The sequence below is a fragment of the Rhizobium sp. CFBP 8752 genome (genome assembly GCF_014842035.1).
Taxonomy (GTDB): domain Bacteria; phylum Pseudomonadota; class Alphaproteobacteria; order Rhizobiales; family Rhizobiaceae; genus Neorhizobium; species Neorhizobium soli.
The window spans coordinates 1,937,321-1,955,095 of the sequence record NZ_JACYUZ010000001.1 but is presented as its reverse complement, the minus strand read 5'-3'; the positions used below and the strand labels follow the sequence as shown (position 1 = coordinate 1,955,095).

Below are 17,775 nucleotides of genomic sequence, written 5' to 3'. Positions count from 1 at the left end.
CTGTTGGTCTATTTCATTCGCACAGCGGGCGACGAGGACGTGGAGAAGATCCGCGCCCTTCTCGACGAGACGTTTCATCAGTCCTACGACCCGTTCTACGGTGCAGACGCCGTCGAGAAGATGGTGCGGAACTGGCATTCGCCGGTCGCCATCCGCACGCGCCTGATCAAGAAGGATGGCGAGTTTCTCGTCGCCGACGATGGAAGCAAGATCGGCGGCATCGCTTACGCCGCGGTCTACCCGAAGATGGCAAAGACCGTGATGCTGCATCAGCTCTACGTCGCGCCGGCCTGCCAGAATGACGGCATTGGTCGGGATCTGTTTGCCGAAATCGAGACCTGCTTCCCGGATGCGGAAATCATGCGGGTCGAGGTGTCGCTGCCGAATGTGCGCGCCGCCTCCTTCTACCAACGTCTCGGCTTTGCCGAGGTCGATCGTATGGAGGAATGGGGTGCGCCGAATTCCGGCCTGCCAGCGATCATCATGGAAAAGCGGCTTCTGTCGCAATAGACGGCGTGGATCAGGGGAGGGTAGCATGGACGGTATCATCATTCGCAGGGCTCGCGAATCGGACCTCTCCCAACTGATCGCAATGTTTGCTGCCGACGATGTCGGTGGTCACGGCGATACGACCGATGCGGACGCCTACGATGATTACCTGCGCGCCTTCAACATGATCGATGCCTCCCAGAACGAGCAGCTGTTCGTCGTCGAACGGGACGGGGACGTGGTCGGCACGTTCCAGATCCTCTTCAACCGAACGCTGACCGGCCGCGGATCGCTCTCGATGATCATCGAAGCCGTGCAGACGAGACCCGACATGCGCGGGCAGGGCATTGGCGCGCAGATGATCGGTTACGCGATCGAAGAGGCAAAGCGGCGCGAGTGCCGGCTTGTGCAACTGACCTCCAATGCGGCGCGCACGGATGCCCATCGCTTCTACGAGCGGCTGGGTTTTGCCAAGAGCCATGCAGGCTTCAAGATGAAGTTCAAATAGAGCTCGAAATCTCGGAAATGCTGGACATCACCGCTCTCTGGCGGCATAAGCGGTGGAGCCAGTTCGACTGGTCACCTGTTTGCCAATCCTATGGACAAGCCCATGAAAAATCTCCTGCTGCAGATCTTCACCTGGTGGAACGGCCAAACCATGGGCACGCGTTTCTTTACATGGCGCCATGGCGAGAAGGTGGGCGATGATGAATTGGGCAACGTCTATTTCGAAGGCCCGATGACCTCCTGGGGTAAGCCGAAGCGCTGGGTGATCTACAAGGATTACGCCGAAGCCTCCGCTATTCCACCGGGCTGGCACGGCTGGATGCATTACCGCACCGATACGCCTCCGTCGAAGGAAGACTACAAGGCGCGCGAATGGGAGAAGGCGCACAAGCCGAATCTGACCGGCTCGGCGCTTGCATACCGCCCTCAGGGTTCGCTGTCGGCCAATGGCGAACGTCCACGAGTAACCGGCGACTATGACGCCTGGACACCCGGTAACTGAGCCTGACTGGCACCTGTTTTAGCCATATTCCACATCTAGTCCTCGACCGGGCATTCCAAGGACGCCTTTTCGAGACGGGACCAATTATGACACGCACCAAGCTTTCCCTACGCACACGATCGATTGGCGTCGTTCTGGCCGTCGTCGCGGTTCTGGCAGGGGGAAATGCCTCGGCTGCGCGGATCGAAAATCCCGTCGCCGTCTTTAACGGCATCGATAAGATCACCGGTCGCATCACCACATTCGACGTTTATCTCAACGAGACGGTGCAGTATGGCGCACTCCAGGTGACGCCGAAGGTCTGCTACTCCCGCGACGAGACGGAAGCCCAGAAGATCGACGGGTTTATCGAGGTCGACGAGATCACCCTCGACCGCAAGATCCGCCGCATCTTCACCGGCTGGATGTTCGCAGACAGCCCAGGCCTCAACGCCGTCGAGCACCCGATCTACGATATCTGGCTGACCGGCTGCAAGCAAAGCTCCGACGTGCCGGCGCCGGCCCGCGCCACCAACTGAAATTCAAGATTCCCAGACTGATCAGAATTCCAGATGCGGTGAGTTGACGGCTGCGTGCAGCAGCTTGAGATAGTCATCCTTGGGAAGGTCGATCGCGCCGAACGTTTTCAGATGTTCGGTGGTGAACTGCGTGTCGAGCAGCACGAACCCCTTGGCCTTCATCCGTTCGACCAGATGCACCAGGCAAATCTTGGAGGCATCGGTGCGGCGGGAGAACATGCTTTCGCCGAAGAAGGCAGCGCCCAGCGAAACACCGTAGAGCCCGCCGACGAGTTCGTCGCCATCGTAAGCCTCGACACTGTGGGCGTGACCCATGCGGTGGAGTTCGCGATAGAGCTTGCGGATGGTTTCGTTGATCCAGGTGCTCGGCCGGTCATCGGCCGGCTGCGCACAGAGCGCGATGACGCCCTCGAAGTTGGTGTCGAAACGGATGTCGAAGGGTTTTCTGCGGACCGTCTTCTGCAGGCTCTTGGAGACGTGGAAAGCGTCGAGCGGCAGGATACCCCGCATCTCGGGATCGACCCAGAATATCTCCGGGTCATCGGCGGCTTCCGCCATCGGGAAAAGCCCGATGGAATAGGCTCGCAACAGAATTTCCGGGGTTATTGCCGGGTAATATTTGCCACGACGCCCTGCCATCGGTCTCCTTGATCCGGCCATCACATTCCGCGCCACATCTGGCGCGGAATGGTCGATAGCATCTTATGAACCGCTAACGGATCGTGTGGATCCGGTAGGTAGCGTCTAGTGAGACTTGTCGCCGGCCAGGTGGTTCTCCAGCCAGTGAATATCGTAGTTGCCGCTCAAGATATCCGGATTGTCCACCAGTTCCTGGAAGAGGGGAAGTGTGGTCTTGATGCCATCCACGACGAACTCGTCCAGCACACGGCGAAGGCGCATCATGCATTCGGCGCGGGTGCGTCCATGCACGATGAGCTTGCCGATCAGGCTGTCATAGTAAGGCGGGATCTTGTAGCCGGCATAAGCACCCGAATCGACGCGAACGCCGAGACCGCCGGGAGCGTGGAAATGCGTGATCGTGCCAGGCGAGGGAACGAAGGTCCGTGGATCCTCGGCATTGATGCGGCACTCGATCGCATGACCCTGGAACTGGATCTCTTCCTGGGTCACGGACAGGCCGTTTCCGGAGGCAACGCGAATCTGCTCGTGCACCAGATCGATATTGGTGATCGCTTCGGTGATCGGATGCTCGACCTGGAGACGGGTGTTCATTTCGATGAAATAGAACTCGCCGTTTTCGTAGAGGAATTCGACCGTACCGGCGCCGCGATACTTCATCTTCTTCATGGCGTCGGCGCAGATCTGACCGATCTTCATGCGCTGTTCGACATCGAGTGCCGGCGAATTGGCCTCTTCCCAGACCTTCTGGTGGCGGCGCTGCAGCGAGCAGTCGCGTTCACCCAAATGAATGGCATTGCCTTCGCCATCGCCGACGACCTGGATCTCGATATGCCGCGGCTTGCCGAGATACTTTTCCATGTAGACGGCATCGTTGCCGAAAGCTGCGAGCGCTTCGGAACGGGCCGTGGACACGGCCTCCTCGAGCTCGGCCTCGGTCTTTGCCACCTTCATGCCGCGGCCACCGCCGCCGGCGGTCGCCTTGATCAGCACCGGGAAACCGATTTCGCGGGCAATTTCGAGCGCGTTCTCAGGCAGAACTTCGCCGGGCGAACCGGGAACGACCGGAATGCCAAGCTCCACTGCTGTCTTCTTGGCAGTGATCTTGTCGCCCATCAGGCGGATGTGCTCGGCGGTCGGTCCAATGAAGGTGATGCCGTGTGCTTCCAGAATGTCTGCGAACTTGGCGTTCTCGGACAGGAAGCCGTAACCGGGATGAACGGCGTCGGCACCGGTGATCTCGCAGGCGGCAACAATCTGGTGGATGTTCAGATAGCTGTCACGCGAAGGCGGCGGGCCGATGCAGACGCTCTCGTCGGCGAGGCGCACATGCATCGCATCCGAATCGGCCGTCGAGTGAACGGCGACGGTCGCGATGCCGAGTTCCTTGCAGGCGCGAAGGACGCGAAGTGCAATCTCGCCGCGGTTGGCTATGAGGATTTTCGAGATCATGAGATCGCCTTACTCGATGATGACGAGCGGCTGGCCATATTCGACAGGCTGCCCGTCTGTGACCAGGATTTCCGTAACCTTGCCGGACTTCGGCGAGGGGATCTGGTTCATCGTCTTCATGGCTTCGATGATGACGAGGGTCTGGCCTTCCTTCACGGTCGCGCCGACTTCTACGAAGTTGCGTGAACCGGGAGCAGGTGCAAGGTAGACGGTGCCAACCATCGGAGCGGTGAGCGCGTTCTTGAGGTCCGGGCCGGCTACGGCAGCGGGTGCTGCAGCGGCGGCAGGGGCGGCCGCGAGGGCAGGCGCGGCTGCAATCGGAGCCTGAACGTACTGGGGAGTGCCTGCGCGTGAAACACGGATGCGCAGGTCATCCTGCTCAACTTCGATCTCGGTGAGATCGGTGTCGTTGAGGATGTTCGCGAGATCGCGGATCAGTCCCTTGTCGATACCGGCTTTCTTCTCAGACATGGCAAACCCTACTGTTTTGTTATGTTGTCAGGCGATGGTGGTCTTCAAGGCGTGCAGCGCGAGCACGTAGCTCTGCGTGCCGAACCCGCAGATGATGCCCTTGCAGGCCGGTGCAATCATGGAATGGTGGCGGAATTCCTCCCGCGCATGCACATTCGAGATATGAAGTTCCACCACCGGTACGGAAATGGCCTTGATCGCATCGTGAAGGGCGATCGAGGTATGGGTAAAGGCGCCGGCATTGATGGCGACAGCGGAAGCCCGCTCGCCGGCCTCATGCATCCAATCAATGAGCACGCCCTCGTGATTGCTCTGGCGAAACTCGACAGTCAGTCCGAGTTCGGCAGCAACGGCCGCACATTCCTGCTCGACATCGGCCAAGGTCTTGCCGCCGTAGATGCCAGGTTCGCGTTTTCCCAACATGTTGAGGTTGGGACCGTTGAGGACGAAAATCGGTTTGCTCATCGAGATAACTATTTGTTCCACCCAGAATTCAGCGGCCACGTATAAACCGCTGGGACGGCAAGGGAAAGCCCCTGACGCGCCTAAACGCCATGCATCCACCGGCGAACGGGCAAGAATGCAGCATCCCGCTCGAAATCTCGGCCGTCAGCAGCTGGCCTTTCCGCAAGCGCGCACATTGGCGACCTTTTCCTCGATCGTATCGAGGCCAACAGCACCGAACACGGCCTCGTCTCCGACAACATAAGTCGGCGTGCCGGTGATGCCGATCGCGGTGGCCAACTGATAGGCCTGGCGTACGAGATCGTCGTTGGGATTGTCCTTCATCGACTTCCGCAGTGCTGCTCCGTCGATCCCAAGCGCGGTGGCGACAGAGAGCGCGGTCTCTTCGGACGCGTGCTCGCGGCTGCCGAGCAGCGTGCGGTGGAACTCGGCATACTTTGTCGGGGCGACCAGACGCACCGCATTGGCAACCTTGTGCGCGGCAATCGAGTCCGGGCCGAGGATCGGGAATTCCTTCAGCACGAAGCGGACGTTCTTGTCCTTCTTGAGAATGGTGTCCATGTCGGCCAGCGCATGCTTGCAGTAGCCGCAATTGTAATCGAAGAATTCAACGACCGTGACGTCGCCCTTCGGATTGCCAAGCGTGATGTCGGTGGGGGAGGCAAAGATCGCCTCCTTGTTGGCCGCGACCGCCTTGGTGGACTGGTCGACGCGCTGGTTCTGCTGCTTGGCCTCCAGCGCGTTCTGGACCTCGATCATCACTTCCGGGTTCTGGATAAGATATTCCCGGATGAATTCGCCCATCTCCTTCTTCTGCTGGTCATCCAGGGCAAAGGCCGGAACGGCAAACGCCGTTGCGGCCAGCATCGAACCGGCAGCAAGCGTCTTCAGTATCGGGTTGAGAAGGCGGGTCATTCGTTTCCTCGTCGGTCTGTTGGGCGTGGCTTCGCGCGAAACGCCGCACCATCATGTCTGTTTGCGCCAAAACTAAGCCAGCGTGGCGCGAGGCGATAGAGTAAAAACGGCAGGGGTGCCCGGGACTGCGCAACAGTGGCCGACTCCGCAGGGCAGGCGGTACAAAAAGCACTTGCAATCAGAGCCTTAGATCCGTTTCCGGAATCAATCAGCAAGCGACTTGAATCATTTTCTGAGGACATGCCGCAGACAAAAAAACGGCCGCGTCAGACGCGGCCGTTTCGATTTCTAGGATGGGTTACGGCTCAAAAGAAGCCGCGCTTTTGCCACCAGCCGCCCTTTTTGGGCTTGGCCGGATCGCCGTCGCTCTCGGTCGCTGCCTTGGCAGGATCGGAGCTCTTCACCACCGCTTCGCTGGACGAAGAGATGTTGGAGGCGCGGTTGGCGCGGGCAGGCTTCGAGTCGTCCGCATCATCGGCAGCGACAGCCTGTGGAGCAGGCTCTGCGACCGGCGCGGCTTCTTCGGTCTGCGGGGCTTCTGCGACAGGTGAGGCTTCAGCGGCCGGCGTAGCTTCAGGGGCCTCGGCAGGTGTCTGTTCGCCAAGGGCTGCATCGACCTGTTCGACGATCGCTGCGACCGGAGCTTCCACCGGAAGTTCGACCGGGGCAGGAGCCGGAGCTTCGGCAGCAGTCTCGACGACGGCATCAGGTTCGGCAACAGCCTCAACTTCGGACGAAACCTCTTCCGTCTTAGAAGACGCCTTGCCACGGCGCGAACGGCGTGGCTTGGGCGCAGGCTCGACCGGCGCTGCAGCAACGTCAACTGGCGCAGCTTCGGTTTCAGAACCGACATCAGCACCCGCGTCAGCAGCGACCATCTCGGCCGGACCGGCTTCGGAACCGTCACCAGCGTCTGCGGTTTGGGTCTCGTCGTCGGACGCGTTCAGCTCCTGACCGTCTTCGGTCCGGTTGCGGCGTCCGCCACGCTTGCCGCGACGACGGCGCTTGCGGCGCGAGTTCTCATCCGAGTCGTCGCCGTCTGCGACAGGCGCAGTTCCGTCGGCAGCAACTGCTTCGTTCTCGTCGCCGTCTTCATCTTCTTCGTCATCGGCACCCGATTCGGCATCGCTTGCCGCGTCGAGCGTCTGGCCTTCGCCATTCTTCTCGCCGTTGCGGTTGCGACGACGCCGGCGACGCTTGCGCTTGCGGCCGTTCTGATCATCGCCTTCGGTCCGCTCGCGGTCCTGCTTGGCGGCAGGCGCGGCAGCGACGATCTCCTCGTCTTCTTCCTCTTCATCAACCTCGATGATGATGTCGTCGTCCTCGTCCTCAACGGGGATCGCGGCAAACTGCATCAGGCTTTCGATCTTGACCGGGTTCTCGACGGCTTCGCCGCGATCGATTGCAAAGTGGTTCGAACCGATGGTGACGTCGGATTCGATGAAGATCGACACACCGAAGCGGTTCTCGTAATCCACCACGCTGCCGCGCTTGTGGTTCAGCAGGAACAGCGCGATGTCAGGCGTGGTCCGCACGGTGATGTCATGCGTGGTGTTCTTAAGCAGGTATTCCTCGACGCCGCGCAGAACATGAAGCGCAACCGACGACTGCGAGCGCACATGACCTGTGCCGCCGCAATGCGAGCAGATCTGCGTGGTCGATTCGAGAACCGATGCGCGGATACGCTGGCGCGACATTTCGAGCAGACCGAAATGCGAGATACGGCCGACCTGGATGCGGGCGCGGTCGTTCTTGAGGCAATCCTTCAGCTTCTTCTCGACAGCGCGGTTGTTGCGCTTTTCTTCCATGTCGATGAAGTCGATGACGATCAGACCGGCAAGGTCGCGCAGGCGAAGCTGGCGAGCCACTTCTTCGGCAGCTTCAAGGTTCGTCTGGAGTGCTGTGTCTTCGATCGAATGTTCGCGGGTCGAGCGACCGGAGTTCACGTCCACCGCAACCAGAGCTTCGGTCTGGTTAATGATCAGATAGCCACCGGACTTCAGCGTCACCTGCGGCTGCAGCATGCGGTCGAGCTGTGCCTCGATGCCCGAACGGGAAAAGATCGGGTGAAGGTCGCGGTAGGGCTGAACCACCTTGGCATGGCTCGGCATCAGCATCTTCATGAAGTCTTTCGCTTCACGATAGCCTTCTTCGCCGGAGACGATGACCTCGTTGATGTCCTTATTATAAAGGTCGCGGATCGAGCGCTTGATCAGCGAACCTTCCTCGTAAACGAGGCAAGGTGCGGTCGAGGCGAGCGTCAGCGTACGGACGTTCTCCCAGAGGCGCATCAGATACTCGAAGTCGCGCTTGATTTCGACGCGGGTGCGGTTGGCACCGGCGGTGCGCAGGATCACGCCCATGCCCTGCGGCACGTCGAGCTCGCGAGCGACTTCCTTCAGACGCTTGCGGTCCGTCGGCTGGGTGATCTTGCGGGAAATGCCGCCGCCACGTGCCGTGTTCGGCATCAGAACCGAGTAGCGGCCTGCGAGCGACAGATAGGTCGTGAGAGCTGCGCCCTTGTTGCCGCGCTCTTCCTTGGCGACCTGCACGAGCAGGATCTGGCGACGCTTGATGACTTCCTGGATGCGATACTGCTTGCGCGGCTTGCGCTGGATGCGATCCGGAACCTCTTCCATGGCGTCTTCGGCGCCAACGGATTCGATCTCTTCCTTCTCGTGGTGATCGTCGTCGTCACCATCATCATCGTCGTCGTTCCCGCCACGCCCACCGGCATCCTCGGAAATCGAATCGGTGTCGACCATTGCCGCCATCTCGCCGGGCTTTGAACCCTCGTCGTCGGAAGACGGGTTTTCGTCGGAGGAGGGCGCTTCTTCTTCGGAGACAGTTTCAGTAGCTGGCGCATCTTCCGCAGTCGGCTCGACAACCTTCTTGCGCGAGCGGGTGCGCTTCGGCTTGGCCTTCTTCTCGGCCACGTCTGCAACCGGTGCGTCCTCGGGAGCTGGAGCGTCTTCAACTGCAGCTTCAACCGGTTCTTCTACGGCGTTGACAGGGACGATGCCGACATCCGGCTGGTCCTGCTGGGAGAGATCGACCACCGGATCGCCAGGATCCGCCGAATCAGCTTCCGCAATGCGGCGCTGGTCTTCAGCTTCCTGCTGCATCAGCGCCTGCCGGTCGGCCAGCGGTATCTGGTAATAGTCGGGGTGGATTTCCGCAAAAGCCAGGAAGCCGTGGCGGTTGCCACCGTAATCGACGAACGCGGCCTGTAGCGACGGCTCAACGCGCGTCACTTTGGCCAGATAGATATTGCCCCGGATCTGTTTCTTGTGTTCCGATTCAAAATCGAATTCTTCGATACGGTTGCCGCGTACAACGACTACCCGCGTCTCCTCTTCGTGAGACGCGTCGATAAGCATTTTGTCTGCCATGTAAATTCTGCTCCTCGGCGCCGAGCAAATGCACAAAAGCCTGCCGCGAGGATTTCCCCGACAACAGGCTTGTCATGCGAAATGGTCGTTCCGCCGGATAAAAAGGATCCCGTCGGGTGGGATTGTGCGGGCAACCGGAAAGAAGACGGAGCCAAAGGCGTCCCTGATCTCTCCCGGTTCTGAAAATTGTGCCGCGCCATCAAAAACCAAACGAGAATGACTTTACCATAGGCCCCAAACGGGGCCCGATGAATTTGCTCCAATGAGATTTGCTCGATGGAGCGGTGGGTGGCATGCCACCCGATATGTTTCCGGCCACCGCCGGGCGGATCGTGTATCAGGATGAAGCGTAGCGACGGCGGATGTCTGTCGGTCCATGGCGCCAGATCATTATCAGCTGGCAGCCTATCGGCAGACTATCCCGTCAACACTTCAACCTTCGCTCGCGTTGTATGGTTTATCTGTCACAATAGCAAGGGAAAAGCCGCCTTTGCCATATTGTCGATCGAATTGCCATTCTATGCAAAAACAACGGGCGGACGAGATGATTCGCATCCGATCTGCATGAAATTGCTATGTTAAAAACATGCGGCTGCAGCGGCTGCCGTTGCTGCATTCCGAATGTGCGAAGTCAGGTTAGGGGACTTATGTGAGGGTGGGCAAACCGACGGGTGCGTTGCGTGTATCACATGAGACGTCCAGATACGATTTCGCGACCGGTGCAACCGGTGTCGTAAGGCGAATCGCTTTTGGTTTGGTCATGTTGCTTGCTGGGGCAGCGTTGGCGCCTGCGATGGCGGCAACCACGAAGCCAATCCTCGCATTCGGAGCCCGCATTGCCGGCGACGCGGCACGCAGCCGCATTGTCATCGACTTCGAATCGAAGCCTGAGTTTTCAGTGCACTATGTTGGCGGCCCCGAACGCGTGATTGTCGACCTCTCGGCGACCGCCTTCGGGTTTCCGCCCGAAGATCTATCGCCGCGCGGTCTGTTCAAGGATATCCGCTTCGGCACCATGGATGAACAGAGCGCCCGGATCGTGCTGACCACCAACCGGCCAGTGAAGCTCTCGACAGCGGATGTTCGGCCGGGGGAGAACGGCATGTGGCGTCTCGTCCTCGATGCCGAGGTCGTCTCGAAGGAAGAGTTTGCCGTTCTCCTGAAAGGCCAGGACTGGCGCGCCACGACGCAAACTGACTCGGAGCCGACGCCACTGATGGCCGACGACGGCGTTTTCACCGTTGCGGTTGATGCAGGCCATGGCGGGATTGATGCCGGCGCGACTGCGTTGACGACGAAGACGCAGGAAAAGGTCATCACCCTCGATTTCGCAAAGACGCTTGCCGAGCGCCTGAACCGGCTATCCGGCGTGAAGGCATTTCTGACGCGTGACGACGACACGTTTCTCTCGCTGTCCGAGCGGGTGGCGACGGCGCGGGAACATCGCGCCGACCTTTTCATATCCCTTCACGCCGATACGCTGACGCAAAAGGATATCCGCGGTGCCACCGTCTATACCCTCTCCGACAAGGCATCGGACCGGATGGCGGAGAACCTTGCGGCGCGAGAAAACTTTTCTGACCAGCTCGCCGGCTACAGCATTCAGAACGGACCGTCGGACGTGGCGGATATCCTTCTCGACCTGACGCGGCGCGAGACCCAGGCCTTCTCGATCGCCATGGCGGACAATGTCGTCAAGTCGTTCGAGGGGCAGATCGGGCTCATCAACAACCCGCATCGGCAGGCAAGCTTCCAGGTGCTGCGGGCGCCGGATATTCCCTCCGTCCTGCTCGAGCTGGGTTTTCTGTCCAATCAGGAAGACGAAAAACTTCTGCTCGATCAGAACTGGCGCAACCGGATTGCAGACCTGATTGCCGCAGCCGTCGATCGGTATCGCGGTCACTCTGTCGCCAACGGCGGGTGAGGGGAGTGCTGCGTCGCATGCGGCGTGGCTGACGTGCAACAACGGCCCGGGAATATCCCCGTATACAAGCTAAGTTGCGGAAATACCTTGGTTGAAGCCCTATTTTACGCACATTCAGACGGTTACACCTGCTGCACGAGGCAGGGCGGATAACGCGCCTTTTATCCTCGACGCCTTGCGCTGGCGTAATCACCGTGCAAAACGCCGAGAACCATGCGATGTTGCGCCTTGCGCAGCAACCCGAAAGCCGAACGGTAGCTTCGACATGATCAGATTGATTGGATACTTCTTTGGAATGGCCTGCGTCCTTTTTCTGGGCGTTGCTGCAGCGGTTGCCATCTATTTGAATGGTGTATCCAAGGATTTGCCCGATTATGCGGTCCTTGCTGCCTATGAGCCTCCGGTTGCCACACGTGTCCACGCCGGCAACGGTGCACTGGTCACGGAATATGCGCGCGAGCGTCGCTTGTTCCTCCCCATCCAGGCTATCCCCGACCGGGTCAAGGCGGCCTTCCTGTCTGCCGAAGACAAGAATTTCTACAACCATCCCGGCGTCGATATCTTCGGCCTTGGCCGCGCGGTTGTGAACAATCTCCAGAACTTCGGCTCAGGCCGTCGTCCGGAAGGTGCGTCTACGATCACCCAGCAGGTGGCAAAGAACTTCCTTCTGTCGGCAGACCAGACGATGGACCGCAAGGTCAAGGAAGCGATCCTGTCGTTCCGCATCGAACAGGCCTACTCGAAGGACAAGATCCTCGAGCTCTACCTCAACGAGATCTTCTTCGGCCTTAACTCCTATGGCATCGCCGGTGCGGCGCTGACCTATTTCGACAAGTCGGTGACGGAACTGACGACGGCGGAAGCAGCCTATCTCGCGGCGCTGCCGAAGGGCCCCAACAACTATCATCCGTTCCGCCATCAGCAGGCAGCGCTTGATCGCCGCAACTGGGTTGTCGATCGCATGGCCGAAAACGGCTACATTACCCAGATGGACGCCGACGATGCCAAGACCCAGCCGCTTGGTGTCAAGCAGCGCCGGAGTGGTACGCACCTGTTCGCGTCCGACTATTTCTCCGAAGAGGTGCGTCGCCAGATCATTGGCCGTTATGGCGACAAGTCGCTCTATGAAGGTGGCCTGTCCGTCCGCACCTCGATTAATCCCGAGCTTCAGCTTGCTGCGCGCGCCGCGCTGCAGAACGGGCTTCTTGATTACGATGAACGCCGCGGTTTTCAGGGCCCGGTGACCACGGTCGACATTTCACCCGATTGGGGTGTCTCGCTTGCCAAGGCGATCACCGACGGCAAGGCGCCTGACCTGCGCGATGTCCCGGAATGGCAGCTTGCCGTCGTGATCAGCGCGTCCGCCAAGTCCGCCGAGATCGGTTTGCGCCCCGCTGCCGATGGTGGCGGCAAGGTGACCGAAGAGCGCGTGACGGGAACAATCCCCGCGGACGCCATGAAATGGGCCTATCGCGACGCAAAGGGTTCTCGCAGGACGGCGAAAGGTCCCGATGGCGTGCTGAGCCCGGGCGACGTCGTCTATGTCGAGCCGATCAATGAAGAAGCCAAGACCTTCCGGCTGCGTCAGCCTCCGAAGGTCCAGGGCGGCTTTGTCGCGATGGACCCGAATACCGGCCGCGTTCTCGCCATGGTCGGCGGCTTCTCCTATGCACAGTCGGAATTTAACCGCGCCACCCAAGCGATGCGTCAGCCGGGTTCGTCGTTCAAGCCCTTCGTCTATTCTGCAGCGCTCGACAACGGCTACACCCCGGCATCGGTTGTGCTTGATGCGCCGATCGAGATTGTCACTGGGGGCCAGGTCTGGCGCCCGTCGAACTACGGTGACAAGGACGGCAACGGCCCGGCAACGCTGCGCACCGGCATCGAAAAGTCGCGCAACCAGATGACTGTCCGCCTGGCGCAGGACATGGGCATGGAACTGGTCGCCGAATATGCCGAACGCTTCGGCATCTACGACAAGATGCTGCCGGTTCTCGCCATGTCGCTCGGTTCCGGCGAAACGACCGTGATGCGGATGGTATCTGCCTATGCGGTCATCGCCAACGGCGGCAAGCAGATCAAGCCGACCGTGATCGACCGCATCCAGGACCGTTACGGCAAGACCATCTTCCGTCATGAAGAGCGCACCTGCGAAGGCTGCAACGCCAACAGCTGGGCGAACCAGGAAGAGCCGGTTCTGGCCGACAACCGCGAGCAGGTTCTCGATCCGATGACCGCCTACCAGATCACGTCGATGATGGAAGGCGTCGTGCAGCGCGGCAGCGCGGCCGGCAAGATCCATCTGACCGACCGTCCGGTCGCCGGCAAGACCGGAACGACCAATGACGAGAAGGACGCCTGGTTCGTCGGCTTTACGCCGAACATCGTGGCCGGTCTTTACATCGGCTTCGACACACCGGGTCCGCTCGGACGCGGCAGCACGGGTGGCGGACTTGCAGCGCCGATCTTCGGTCAGTTCATCGAAGCGGCGGCAAAGCATATGCCGGCTGAAAAATTCCTGGTGCCGGAAGGCATGCAGTTCGTCGCTGTCAACCGCAAGACGGGCATGATGGCCATGGAAGGCGAGCCGGATACGATCACCGAAGCCTTCAAGCCCGGCACCGGCCCGGCCGATGTCTTCCAGGTCATCGGTGGCGGCGAATACATGACGCAGGACCAGATCCTGGACTCCTCGCCACAGGCACAGCAGGCCATCACGTCCGGTGCCTCCGGCCTGTTTTGATCCTCATACTGCCGTCCTCTGGGACATCGTCGCGCCGGCCCGGGGTTTACTTCCGGGGCCGGCGCAACTATGTCCACCGCAACTTCGGTCAACAACGAAAAGACGAGAGAAGCATTACGCCATGCGCGCGGAAATCATCAACGTAACCGACGAAATCAAGCAGGCCATAAGCCTGCTGAGGAGGCATCTTTGACTGGGACCAGGCGGTAAGACGACTGGACTGGTTGAACGACAAGGCAGAGGATCCAAACCTCTGGAACGACGCCTCCGAAGCGCAGAAGCTGATGCGCGAGCGCCAGCATCTGGATGACAGCATCAGCGGCGTGAAAGCACTCGATCAGCAGCTCAACGACAATATCGAGCTCATCGCGATGGGTGAAGACGAGGGCGACGAATCGATCGTCAAGGAGGCCGAGGAAGCGCTGAAGACGTTGCGCACCGAAGCCAACCGCCGGCAGGTGGAGGCGATGCTTTCGGGCGAGGCAGACAGCAACGATACCTATGTCGAAGTGCATTCCGGTGCCGGTGGCACGGAAAGCCAGGACTGGGCGAACATTCTGCTGCGGATGTACACCCGCTGGGCCGAGCGCCAGGGCTACAAGGTCGAGCTCTTGGAAGTGCACGATGGCGAAGAGGCCGGCATCAAGTCCGCGACCATACTCGTCAAGGGACACAATGCGTTCGGCTGGTTGAAGACCGAGTCGGGCGTCCATCGCCTGGTGCGCATTTCGCCCTACGACAGCGCGGCACGCCGCCACACGTCGTTCTCGTCGATCTGGGTCTATCCTGTGGTCGACGACTCGATCAACATCGAGATCAACGAGAGCGATTGCCGCATCGACACCTATCGTTCGTCGGGTGCCGGCGGGCAGCACGTCAACACTACCGACTCGGCCGTGCGTATCACGCACATTCCGTCCGGTATCGTCGTCGCCTGCCAGCAGGAACGCTCGCAGCACAAGAACCGCGCCAAGGCGTGGGACATGCTGCGCGCCCGTATGTACGAAGCGGAACTGATGAAGCGCGAAGCGGCCGCCAATGCGGAAGCCGCTTCGAAGAGCGACATCGGCTGGGGCCACCAGATCCGCTCCTACGTTCTGCAGCCATACCAGCTGGTGAAGGACCTGCGCACCGGTGTCGAAAGCACGGCACCCAGCGACGTTCTCGACGGCGAACTCAACGAGTTTATGGAAGCAGCCCTTGCACACCGCATCAGCGGCAAGCCCGATCTTGGCGCCGACGCCGAGTAAGGTTTGGACGCATCACGAATCACAAACGGCCGGATCTCGCGATCCGGCCGTTTTCGTTTCTTGGGGGTGGTTGTCAGTCGTTGAACTGCTCGGCCAAGATCCGGTCAGACCAGGAATGGTCGGGATCCGATAGAAGCCGTGCCGTCAATTCAGTCGATTGCGCGATGCGGATATGGATGACGGATTTCACCTCGGTATTGTCGGCGACCGCGTTGACCGGTCGCTTTTCCGGCTCGAGAATCTCGATGTCGACGCAGACACGGTTTGGCAAAAGCGCACCGCGCCAGCGACGCGGACGAAACGCACTGACGGGCGTCATCGCCAGAAGCGGCGCCTCCAGCGGCAGGATCGGCCCGTGCGCCGACAGATTGTAGGCGGTGGAGCCGGCAGGCGTCGCGACCATCAGGCCGTCGCAGATCAGTTCCTCCAGCCTTGTGTGCCCATCGACCACCACCTTCAGCTTCGCGGCCTGATAGGATTGGCGGAACAGGTAGACCTCGTTGATCGCGAGCGAGTGGGATATCGCACCCCAGGCATCGGTCGCCGTCATCTTTAGCGGGTGAAACTCGTTTTCGACGGCACGCGCGATTCGGTCGGGAAGATCGACCGTTTCGAAATCGTTCATCAGAAAGCCGACCGAGCCTCGGTTCATGCCGTAGACCCTTTTGCCGATATGCATGGTCTCGTGCAGCGTTTGCAGCATGAGCCCGTCACCACCCAAGGCCACGACCACGTCGGCCTCCACCAGGGGAACGTTTCCATAAAGCCGGGTCAGCTCGTCAAACGCTGCCTCGGCATCGGGTGCCGTTGAGGCGATGAATGCGAGCTTTTCGGTCGCGATCGACATGGGAAGGCCTTTGGTGTGACGCGGACATGCGCCCAGGGATACAGGTCTGAAACACCGCATCGTCAACATACGGCTTCCAGCAGGTAGCTATAGGAGAAACGACAGGACGAACAAGCCGCTTCCGTGCAGCGTCGGTACTTCGTCAGCCATTCCGGCTGCGGGTAGACCACGAGTATCTCGTTTCTCGAAAGTGTTTATCGCGATCAACGGAATTTTCGCTTTACACGAAATCAGAATCTGGTAATTCCACCCCCAGAAGTGCCCTTGTAGCTCAGTTGGTAGAGCACCTGATTTGTAATCAGGGGGTCACGAGTTCGAACCTTGTCGGGGGCACCACTTCTATCCCATTCATTTTGATCGGTTGATCATGCTTTTCTCGGGCTGAGGAGAGCAGGGTGTGACGCACGTCGCTCCGTTGTCTTTCCGGCATCTCTTCTCGTGCCGGCCAATCCTTGCAACATGGAATGCGCTCTGTCAGGATCTCTTAAATTTAAGGGGAGACTGATGGGAAAAGTCTTGATGTGGATTGGCTGGATCGGGATCGTTCTGGTGGTCTGCGCCCTCGTGGCGCTGATGGCCAGCGCCGGGCAGGGGTCCTATGCCCTGCTCGCGCTCTTGGCAGCACTGCCTTGGGCGGCACCCGCCTTCATCGGCTCTGTGCTCGTCGCAGCGTTTGGCAGCATGCTTTTGCAGCTCAATGCGATCCGAGCAGCAACCGAAAGACAGGCCGAACTCTTCGCTCAGTTATTGGACGGCAAGAAGAAGCGTGACGCAGCGGTTGAGGCCTGACGGAAACGTCAATGCATCCTTCGTGCGTCGCTATCTCGCGTTTTCAAAACCATCCGTTTGACGGTTCGCTGCTCAGTAAGCTTCCAACGACCTCCCGGGCGTTGGGTCTGAGGGCGAAGCAACAGAAAAAGCCGCCTCGAAGAATCAGGCGGCTGTCTCTTTAGCGTATGGCAGTTGTGGAAGGGTAGTTCTTACTTATCCATGTCCTGTGCCATCTTGTAGTGATGCTCGAGGGCCGGAAGTGTCTTCGCGGCAAAGGCCTTCAGATCGGCATTTTCACCTTCTTCAGCGTAGCGCTTGAAGAGGTCTACCGCGTCTTCATGTGCTTCGACCTGATCGTCGAAATATTCCTCGATGAAATCGGCGCCTTCAAGCTTTGCCAGCTCGTCGACATCTTCCTTGTCATCTTCGGTCAATGCCGTGACAGGATTGCCCTGAACCTTGCCGCTGTCGATCAGCGCCTTGAGTTCGGCAGAAGCCTTTTCATGGTCTGTAATCATCTGCTGCGCAAATTTCTTGGTGGCGTCGTCGCCCTTGGTCAGCGCGAGCTTGCTCGACTCGATCTCGTACATACCGCTCGCAGACGCCTGCATGATAAAGTCTGCGGTGGTCGGAGCGCGACCCAGAACCGAGTTTGCGCCGGTGCTTTCTGCAGCCGACTGCGCGAAAGCTGCCGTTGCGGTCATGAGAAATGCTGCGGTGAGAATTGTTTTTTTCATGGTCGGTATCTCCTGTGAGCCCTACCAACCCATGGAAATCAAAGAGGTTCCGCAAAGATTTTTCAACGTGGTACTTCATCTGATTGAGATAAAGCGTCGAAGCGAGGGGATGACGAAGGCGGCCATTGCGCGTTAACGAACCTGAATGGCAGA

Annotated in this window: 16 protein-coding genes and 1 tRNA gene; 9 read left to right on the top strand and 8 right to left on the bottom strand. The window is 59.7% G+C overall.

Translation table 11 applies throughout. From position 1 onward, the window contains the following. The first annotated feature begins 3 nt into the window (after positions 1-3). The 4 genes from IFT59_RS09475 to IFT59_RS09460 all read left to right on the top strand — a co-directional run bounded on the left by IFT59_RS09475 (position 4) and on the right by IFT59_RS09460 (position 2,016). Complete coding sequence (locus IFT59_RS09475; RefSeq protein ID WP_192086692.1) at positions 4-510, top strand: GNAT family N-acetyltransferase; 507 nt, start codon at positions 4-6, stop codon at positions 508-510. Between the two features lie 25 nt (positions 511-535). Further along, positions 536-997 carry a GNAT family N-acetyltransferase gene (locus tag IFT59_RS09470; RefSeq protein WP_192086691.1) on the top strand — a complete coding sequence of 154 codons (462 nt, stop codon included), beginning with the start codon at positions 536-538 and terminating at the stop codon, positions 995-997. Between the two features lie 102 nt (positions 998-1,099). Continuing rightward, positions 1,100-1,498 (top strand): NADH:ubiquinone oxidoreductase subunit NDUFA12, encoded by a 399-nt coding sequence (locus tag IFT59_RS09465; protein ID WP_192086690.1) that lies wholly within the window; start codon positions 1,100-1,102, stop codon positions 1,496-1,498. Between the two features lie 86 nt (positions 1,499-1,584). After that, entirely contained in the window at positions 1,585-2,016 is a 432-nt protein-coding gene (locus IFT59_RS09460; RefSeq protein WP_192086689.1) for a DUF2155 domain-containing protein, read from the top strand. 21 nt (positions 2,017-2,037) lie between these two features. Here the strand turns inward: IFT59_RS09460 and aat are convergent, their stop codons facing one another. From aat to IFT59_RS09430, 6 genes are all read right to left on the bottom strand, one after another. Further along, positions 2,038-2,655 carry a leucyl/phenylalanyl-tRNA--protein transferase gene (aat, locus tag IFT59_RS09455; protein WP_192086688.1) on the bottom strand — a complete coding sequence of 206 codons (618 nt, stop codon included), beginning with the start codon at positions 2,653-2,655 and terminating at the stop codon, positions 2,038-2,040. Positions 2,656-2,760: 105 nt separating this feature from the next. Beyond that, positions 2,761-4,107 carry an acetyl-CoA carboxylase biotin carboxylase subunit gene (gene accC, locus IFT59_RS09450; protein ID WP_062580065.1) on the bottom strand — a complete coding sequence of 449 codons (1,347 nt, stop codon included), beginning with the start codon at positions 4,105-4,107 and terminating at the stop codon, positions 2,761-2,763. A 9-nt stretch (positions 4,108-4,116) separates the two neighbouring features. Next, on the bottom strand, positions 4,117-4,578 hold the full coding sequence (accB, locus tag IFT59_RS09445; RefSeq protein ID WP_062453187.1) for an acetyl-CoA carboxylase biotin carboxyl carrier protein: 462 nt from the start codon (positions 4,576-4,578) through the stop codon (positions 4,117-4,119). Between the two features lie 27 nt (positions 4,579-4,605). Continuing rightward, complete coding sequence (gene aroQ, locus IFT59_RS09440) at positions 4,606-5,043, bottom strand: type II 3-dehydroquinate dehydratase (protein WP_062580067.1); 438 nt, start codon at positions 5,041-5,043, stop codon at positions 4,606-4,608. Between the two features lie 144 nt (positions 5,044-5,187). Further along, entirely contained in the window at positions 5,188-5,958 is a 771-nt protein-coding gene (locus tag IFT59_RS09435) for a DsbA family protein (RefSeq protein WP_062580069.1), read from the bottom strand. A gap of 305 nt (positions 5,959-6,263) precedes the next feature. Next, entirely contained in the window at positions 6,264-9,350 is a 3,087-nt protein-coding gene (locus tag IFT59_RS09430; protein ID WP_192086687.1) for an Rne/Rng family ribonuclease, read from the bottom strand. Between the two features lie 760 nt (positions 9,351-10,110). Between IFT59_RS09430 and IFT59_RS09425 the strand changes: the two genes are divergently transcribed. From IFT59_RS09425 to prfB, 3 genes are all read left to right on the top strand, one after another. Then, entirely contained in the window at positions 10,111-11,274 is a 1,164-nt protein-coding gene (locus tag IFT59_RS09425) for an N-acetylmuramoyl-L-alanine amidase (protein WP_192086686.1), read from the top strand. Positions 11,275-11,539: 265 nt separating this feature from the next. Then, positions 11,540-14,017 (top strand): penicillin-binding protein 1A, encoded by a 2,478-nt coding sequence (locus tag IFT59_RS09420; RefSeq protein ID WP_192086685.1) that lies wholly within the window; start codon positions 11,540-11,542, stop codon positions 14,015-14,017. A gap of 121 nt (positions 14,018-14,138) precedes the next feature. Then, a protein-coding gene (gene prfB / locus IFT59_RS09415) for a peptide chain release factor 2 (protein ID WP_192086684.1) occupies positions 14,139-15,267 on the top strand; the annotation gives its coding sequence in 2 pieces (ribosomal slippage) (positions 14,139-14,207 and positions 14,209-15,267; 1,128 coding nt in all). A 73-nt stretch (positions 15,268-15,340) separates the two neighbouring features. Here prfB and IFT59_RS09410 read toward each other — a convergent pair. Further along, entirely contained in the window at positions 15,341-16,114 is a 774-nt protein-coding gene (locus IFT59_RS09410) for an NAD kinase (RefSeq protein WP_062580078.1), read from the bottom strand. A gap of 260 nt (positions 16,115-16,374) precedes the next feature. Here IFT59_RS09410 and IFT59_RS09405 point away from each other — a divergent pair. Both IFT59_RS09405 and IFT59_RS09400 read left to right on the top strand, forming a co-directional pair. Further along, positions 16,375-16,450, top strand: a tRNA-Thr gene (locus tag IFT59_RS09405). A gap of 168 nt (positions 16,451-16,618) precedes the next feature. Beyond that, on the top strand, positions 16,619-16,903 hold the full coding sequence (locus IFT59_RS09400; protein ID WP_139283848.1) for a hypothetical protein: 285 nt from the start codon (positions 16,619-16,621) through the stop codon (positions 16,901-16,903). 191 nt (positions 16,904-17,094) lie between these two features. Here the strand turns inward: IFT59_RS09400 and IFT59_RS09395 are convergent, their stop codons facing one another. Beyond that, entirely contained in the window at positions 17,095-17,622 is a 528-nt protein-coding gene (locus tag IFT59_RS09395; RefSeq protein WP_062453178.1) for a DUF4142 domain-containing protein, read from the bottom strand. Positions 17,623-17,775 lie beyond the last annotated feature (153 nt).